Source organism: Protofrankia sp. Cr1 (genome assembly GCF_963555865.1).
Classification (GTDB): domain Bacteria; phylum Actinomycetota; class Actinomycetes; order Frankiales; family Frankiaceae; genus Protofrankia.
On record NZ_CAUVXO010000395.1, the window covers coordinates 1 to 4996 of the forward strand.

Consider the following 4996-nt stretch of genomic DNA (forward strand, 5'->3'; position numbering starts at 1 on the left):
GGATCAGCCCGGAACGCGTCGGCTCACGGTGCCGAAGGATGTGAATCCGATGCTGCTATGGAAGCATCCGATTCACATCCTTGAGAGCTGCCGGGGCGGCGGGCCGGCACCCCGCAGGCCGGCACCCCGCAGGCCGCGTACACCGGTTGGGCGTCGCCCGGACGCACGGCCATGCCGCCTGCCGCCCACAAGAGATCGGCCACGGTCGCGAGCAGCCGGATGACCAGGGCGAGCAGCGTCGCAGGGCCGTGCGCGAGCACCGGCGCCAACGCCAGGATCAGTACGGCCTCGCGCACGCCCGCACCGGCCGGGACCAGCAGGACAAGGAACCCGGCCGTCCACGCGAGCGCGTACCCGCCGACCGAGAGCAGCAGGAGGCGCGGCCCGTGCACGGACGGCGCAAGATCACGTGCCAGCAGCCAGGTCGCGACGCCGTAGAGCACGAAGCCCGTCAGCAGCCAGCCGGCACCGGCCAGCACCGGGCCGACGGCGAGCGGACGCTCCAGCGGTGACCGGCGCAGCAGACCGAACGCGAGCGCCAGCAGCCTGGACAGCACCGGCGGATACAGCACCACCGCAAACCCCGGTGCCGCCAGCAGCGCCCACCCGTAGTGACCTAATGCGGTCGCCGACACAAACGGCAGGGTCACGGCCGCGGCCAGTCCGCCGCACGGGACCGCCAGCGCCAACACGATCAGACTCGCCGACGCAGCCTTTGCCCGGGGCACGCCGTAGGCCCTCGACAGCTCCATCTGCGCCAGCACCGGCCACACGCTGCCCGGGACGTACTTGCCGATCTGCCCGACGAAGAACACCCGCACCGCCGCCCGTAACGGCAGTTCCGCGCCGAGCCCCACCAACAGCGCCCGCCAGGACAGCACGCTCGTCCCGACCGCCAGCACCGTGACGCCTCCGGCTGCGGCGACGCTCACCACGGTCAGGTCGTCGAACGACGCCCGGACCGCGTTCCACTGACCGACCAGCGCAAGGCAGAGCAGCCCGACCGCGAGCAGCAACGCCACCCGCGTCAACCACCACCGCAGCCCTCGACGGCTGGAGCCCGGTCGGCCCGGTTCTGGTCGGCCCGGTTCTGGTCGGCCCGGTTCTGGTCGGCCCGGTTCTGGTCGGCCCGGTTCTGAGTGACAGCGCCCGGCCGTCCGACCGACCCATCCGCCAACAGAACGTACATGCCACATCTGCTCAGCGTAGCGTCGATCCAACGATCAACCATCACACCGCCATGACATGGCGCAAACCCGTCGACGCTCCGGCCAGTCACCGGCCCCCGCCGAACGGATCGAACTCCGACAACGCCGAACGGTCCGGCGAGGACAAAGCCCACCGGACCGTTCGGACGGACGCACCGACCCCGAAGGGTTGATGTGGAGCTCAGAGCTGACCGGCCGCGCTTTCCTCCTCGGACTCCTCGGCATCCTCGTCGAGGACGGGCGCACGGCCCGCGACTATCTCGACGACCTTGCGGGCGAGCTCCTGGGCGGACAGGCCGATCTCGGCCATGACCTCCGGGCGCTTGCCCTGGTCGAGGAAGATCTGCGGGATGCCGAAGTCCCGCAGCGGTACGTCCACGTCGGCGTCGCGCAGCAGCTGCGCGAAGGTCGACCCGACCCCGCCGACCCGGCCGTTGTCCTCAACCGTGACCACGAGCGAGTGCATCCGGGCGAGATCGACGAGCACCGGATCGAGCGGCTTGACCCACCGCGGGTCGACAACCGTGATCCCGATACCGTGGCTCGCGACCCGCTCGGCGACCTGCATGCAGGTGTTCGCCATCGCGCCCACCGCCACCAGGAGCACCTCACGCGACGGTGTCACCTCGGGTGAGCGGTAGAGGATGTCGACCGACCCGACCCGCTCGATCGCGGGGATGTCCGGGTTGACTTTGCCCTTGGCGAAGCGCACCACCGACGGACCGTCGGTGATCGCCAGCGCCTCGCGGAGCTCGGCTCGCAGCGTGGGCTCGTCCCGCGGCGCGGCCAGGGACAACCCAGGCACGAGCTGGAGGAAGGACATGTCCCACATACCGTTGTGGGACGGCCCGTCCTCGCCGGTGACACCGGCCCGGTCCAGGACGAAGGTGACCGGCAGCCGGTGCATGGCGACGTCCATCAACACCTGGTCGAAGGCCCGGTTGAGGAAGGTCGCGTAGACGCACACCACCGGCTTGAGGCCACCCATGGCCAGGCCCGCGGCCGAGGTGACCGCATGCTGCTCGGCGATGCCGACGTCGAACACCCGGTCCGGGAAGGCCGTGGCGAACGCCTTCAGGCCGACCGGCTGGAGCATGGCGGCGGTGAGCGTGACGACGTCCGGACGCTCCCGGCCAATCTGGACGATCTCGTCGGAGAAGACGCCCGTCCAGCTGATGCCGCCGCCACCGCCGGCCGCGGCCGGCTTGCCGGTGCTCGGATCGATGACCCCGACGGCGTGGAAACAGTCGGCGTCATCCTGCTCGGCGGCCGGATAGCCGAAGCCCTTGCGGGTCACACAGTGGACGATGACGGGCCCGCCGAAGTCACGGGCGCGCCGCAGCGCCGACTCGACCGCGTGGACGTCGTGCCCGTCCACCGGCCCCACGTACTTCAGACCGAGATCCTCGAACATCCCCTGCGGCTGGACGACGTCCTTGATGCCCTTCTTGATCCCGTGCAGGGCATCGTAGAGCGGCGCACCGACCAGCGGCGTACGGCCCAGCACCTGCTTGACGACGTCGAGCACCTGCTCGTACTCGGGTGCCAGACGCAGCGCGGCCAGATGGTCGGCCAGCCCACCGATCGTCGGGGCGTAGGAGCGTCCGTTGTCGTTGACAACCACGATCACCGGACGATCGGCGGCCGCGATGTTGTTCAACGCCTCCCAGCACATGCCACCGGTCAACGCGCCGTCACCGACGACAGCGACGACCGAGCGGGACTCGCCGCGCAACGCGTACGCCCGTGCCAGCCCGTCCGCGTAGGACAGTGCCGTCGAGGCGTGCGAGTTCTCGATGATGTCGTGCGGTGACTCCGCCTGGCTGGGATACCCCGACAGGCCACCGCGCTGACGCAGGTCGGCGAACGCGTCCGCACGGCCGGTCAGAATCTTGTGGACATACGACTGGTGACCGGTGTCCCACAGGATCCGGTCATGGGGCGAGTCGAAAACCCGGTGGATCGCCATGGTCAACTCGACGGCGCCAAGATTCGGCCCGAGATGACCACCTGTGCGTGCCACCGCGTGAATGAGAAAGTCGCGGATCTCCGCCGCCAGCGCGGGAAGATCATCAACTGCGAGTTTCTTCAGATCGTGCGGATTGCGGACGGTCGACAGAAGCGACACCGGCACTTCCTCTCCGTGCACTCCCTGCCCCCCTTTTGAGGGGATCGGCCCCGGACGCCGCTCAGTCTACGCAGGTCAGAGGATCAGTCGCGGTCACAGACTGGACATGTGAACACGTTCCAAACAGGCTCCAAGGGGGCCATCCGGCGCTTACGATGCGCGGTTTGCCCCGGGGGGATCCGAGCCGTCCGGCGACGCCGCAGCGTGCGCGCGCCGCTCCCGCCGGGCGTGTCCACCACGATGAGACGGCGTGTCCACCGAGATGAGAGGAGTCAGCCGGGCCGCTGAAGTAACGCCACGCATTCGACGTGTGCGGTCATCGGGAACAGGTCGAACGCCCGCAGCCCGACCATGGAGTAACCCGCCGTGACGGCCACGGCAAGGTCCCGGCCAAGGGGTGCGGGATCACAGGCCACGTACGCGACCGCCCGAGGACGCAGGGCGAGCAGCTCGCGCATCACGCCTGCGCCCGCGCCCGCCCGGGGCGGATCAAGGACCACGATGTCAGCGCCGGTACCGGCCAGCCCACGCAGGGATCCGGGCGAGACCCGAACTCCGCGCAACGACACCTGTGGAAGGTCTGCGAGGCTGCGCGCGGCGGACGCCACCGCCGCTGGGTCGGACTCCATCGCCACCACGACCCCATCGGGACCGACGGCGTCGGCGAGCGCGGCGGTGAACAGACCCGCACCGGCGTACAGATCGAGGGCACGTTCCCCGGGACGTGGCGCCAGACCCGCCAGGACCGCGTCCACCAGCGCCTCGGGCGCGCCCGGATGGACCTGCCAGAACACCCCGGGAGCCAACCTGAACCGGCGTCCGCTTACCACCTCCACGATCTCGTCGTCAACCGGGCGAAGCCCGGCGGAGCCACCCGCCGTAGTGATTAATTCCACTGGTGTGACGAGCGTGCTACCACTTGAGACGCTCGCGGCGACCTCAATCTCAATCTCGACAGCACCGGCGCTCGGGTCCGCGCTGGTCGTCGGGAAGGTCCGGCCGGTGACCGCGGCACGCACGAGCGGGTGGGCTATCCGGCAGTCCGCCGCCGCGATCACCTCGTGCGAGCGGTGGCCCCGCAACGCGACCTGGCCCTGTTCGGTCAGTGCGTAACGCATCCGGGTGCGCCAGCCGAGACCGTCGGACGGCGAACCCGACGGTGAACCCGACGGCGGGTCCAGCGCTTCGACCTCCACCGGCCAGTCGAGCCCGGCCAGGCGGCGCAGCTGCTCGCGGACCACCTCGGCCTTGAACCGCCGCTGCGCGGCAAGCGAGGCGTGCTGCCAGTCGCATCCCCCGCACCGGCCGGGCCCGGCGTGCGGGCACGGCGCCGGCACGCGGTCCGCAGAGGCTGCCAGGACCTCGACCGCGTCGGCGCGCCAGTACCGGTCGTGCGAGGTGTCGGTCAGGCGGGCCCGGACCCGTTCACCCGGCAGTGCATGCCGGACGAAGACGACCCGGCCCTCGTGACGAGCCACACACGTCCCACCGTGCGCCACCGACCCGATGTCCAGCTCGACAACCGGCGCGGCCGCGTCAACGGACGCGCCGCCGGCCTGCTCGGGGCGGCCGGGCCGGTGCCCGTGGCCGCTCATCGTCGGGTGGCTCCGGTCGTCCCGGCGTCCGTCCCGGCGGTGTCCCGGCCGGCGGTGTCCCGGCC

At 70.7% G+C, this 4996-nt stretch carries 4 protein-coding genes; all 4 read right to left on the reverse strand.

Annotation, left to right across the window (positions count from 1 at the left end):
• Positions 1-23: 23 nt before the first annotated feature.
• Positions 24-1022: a lysylphosphatidylglycerol synthase transmembrane domain-containing protein gene (locus U9980_RS22170; protein ID WP_416210351.1), complete on the reverse strand. Its 999-nt coding sequence runs from the start codon at positions 1020-1022 to the stop codon at positions 24-26.
• Between the two features lie 5 nt (positions 1023-1027).
• Positions 1028-1189 carry a hypothetical protein gene (locus tag U9980_RS22175; protein ID WP_322769699.1) on the reverse strand — a complete coding sequence of 54 codons (162 nt, stop codon included), beginning with the start codon at positions 1187-1189 and terminating at the stop codon, positions 1028-1030.
• A gap of 200 nt (positions 1190-1389) precedes the next feature.
• Positions 1390-3336, reverse strand: coding sequence for a 1-deoxy-D-xylulose-5-phosphate synthase (dxs, locus tag U9980_RS22180; protein WP_322769696.1), 1947 nt, complete (start codon positions 3334-3336; stop codon positions 1390-1392).
• A gap of 272 nt (positions 3337-3608) precedes the next feature.
• The coding region (locus U9980_RS22185) for a class I SAM-dependent RNA methyltransferase (RefSeq protein ID WP_416210352.1) at positions 3609-4996 on the reverse strand (1388 nt) is incomplete at its 5' end.

Coding starts and splice junctions, on each gene's coding strand:
- U9980_RS22175 (WP_322769699.1), bottom strand. CDS start 1,189: ATGTACGTTCTGTTGGCGGATGGGTCGGTCGGACGGCCGGGCGCTGTC.